The sequence below is a fragment of the Ideonella azotifigens genome (assembly GCF_006519715.1).
GTDB classification, from domain to species: domain Bacteria; phylum Pseudomonadota; class Gammaproteobacteria; order Burkholderiales; family Burkholderiaceae_C; genus Ideonella; species Ideonella azotifigens.
Window position 1 is genome coordinate 1 of the sequence record NZ_VIDT01000933.1, and the last position, 1,725, is coordinate 1,725.

The window sequence follows — 1,725 nt, forward strand, 5'->3', positions numbered from 1 at the left end:
CCTGGCCGGCGCAGGCTGCTCAGCCCGTTCAGACGCCTGGCAGGTCCGGCGGCGCGCCGGCATCGCACTTGCGACATTCCAGCACCTGCCCCAACACCCGGTGCCGGCCTTCGACCGTCTGCGTCCACGGCCGGCTCTGCCAGGGCGGGTCATGGCGCACGTGTTGGTTGTGGCCGCAGGCCAGTTCGGCCACCCAATGGCCTTCCTCGTCCTGGTGAAAACCGGTGATGGGCTGCAGCATGCTCAGGCCGCCGCCGGCTCGCGCAATGCGGCCAGGCTGGTTTCGTACAGCGCCGCGACCAGGTCGGTCTGGGTGACGATGCCGACCAGGCGGCGCGCGTCGTCGACCACCGGCAGGTGGTGCAGGCCGGCGCCGGCCATCAGCGGCACGAGTTCGGCGATCGGCGTGTCCTGCGGCACCGTGACGACCGGCGTGTGCATGATCTGGCCGACCGCCTCGTGCTTGCTGGAGTGGCTGTGCGCGGTGCGGCGCAGGAAGGCGCCCAGGCGACTGCCCACGCTGCGGTAGTCGCCCAGGTCCACGTGCTGCAGGAAGTCGCCGCGGGTGACGATGCCGATCACGCGGCGCGCCCGGTCCACCACCGGCAGGGCCTGCACCTGGTGCGTGTGCATCAGGCGCCAGGCATCGGCCAGCTCGGTGGCGTAGTCGACCGTCAGCACGTCGCGCGACATCAGGTCGCGGCAGCGGGTCTCGCCGAAGCGGCGGCGGAAGGCCTGCTGCTCGGTGCGGCGGAACAGCGTGTCGAGATCGTCCACCGAGATGTCCAGCACCTGGCCATGGCCCTTCAGCACGGCCAGCAGGTCTTCCGGCTTGAAGCCCAGCCTGGCAGTGGGCGCGGGGTCTGCCGTGGCATGCGAAGGCGGGGGCGCGAGGCGCTGCGCATGCGGGTAACGCCGGCCCAGCGCACGGTTGTAGACCAGGGCCACGGCCAGCAGCAGCAGGCTGTTCAGCAGCACAGGCACCAGCACGAAGCCGAAGCCGGCTGCGTGCACGGCCGGGCCGCCGAGCACCGCCGTGAGGGCCACCGCACCGCTGGGCGGATGCAGGCAGCGCAACGCGAACATCGCGGCAATCGCCAGTGCAATCGCCACGCAGGCTGCCGCCACCGGGACGGCGATCAGCTTGGCGCAGCACACCCCGATGAGCCCGGCGCAAAGGTTGCCACCGACGATGGACCAGGGCTGCGCCAGCGGGCTGGCCGGCACCGCGAACAGCAGCACGGCCGACGCGCCCATCGGCGCAATCAGCCAGAAGGCCTGTGCCGACTGGCCCAGCAGCACGGCGCTCAATGCCCCGCACAGCAGGATGCCGACCAGCGCGCCAGCGCAGGACCGCAGCCGCTCGGCGGCACCGACGGCGGATTCGGCCGGCCACAGGCTGCGAAGCCAGGCCGGGGCGTCTTCAAAAGCTCGGTTCGGGGTGCGGCTCACTCCTGAATTACATCACCCCCATGACACGGCCAGCGGCAATGCCGGCGGCCGTGGCTCAAGCCGCTGCGCGCTCCACCTGGCAGCGAACAGCGTATTCCGCCAGCACCGCCTGCGCGGTCTGCGCGGCATGCTGGCGCAGTTCGGGGATGGCGGTGGCTTCCCAGTGCTGGGCCTTGAGCATCGGGCCGATGTAGAACAGGTCTTCGACGGCCACGCCGCTGCTGTCCAGCGGGCGGTGCTGGGTGTCGGTCAGCAGGCCCAGGCCCAGCGCGT

General features: G+C 71.5%; 2 protein-coding genes and 1 pseudogene. All 3 read right to left on the minus strand.

All coding sequences use genetic code 11. The features are described from left to right. Positions 1 to 28 precede the first annotated feature (28 nt). Entirely contained in the window at positions 29 to 241 is a 213-nt protein-coding gene (locus tag FKP22_RS29365) for a DUF3565 domain-containing protein (RefSeq protein WP_141291720.1), read from the minus strand. A gap of 2 nt (positions 242 to 243) precedes the next feature. Further along, a complete protein-coding gene (locus tag FKP22_RS29370) occupies positions 244 to 1,452 on the minus strand; it encodes an HPP family protein (RefSeq protein ID WP_141291722.1) in 1,209 nt (402 codons plus the stop codon). A 55-nt stretch (positions 1,453 to 1,507) separates the two neighbouring features. Further along, positions 1,508 to 1,725 (minus strand): annotated as a pseudogene (locus FKP22_RS33040) (hypothetical protein); the annotation flags it as partial.

What these genes read in the sequence shown, in the direction of transcription:
- FKP22_RS29365 (WP_141291720.1), bottom strand. Translation starts at nt 241, where the DNA reads ATGCTGCAGCCCATCACCGGTTTTCACCAGGACGAGGAAGGCCATTGG.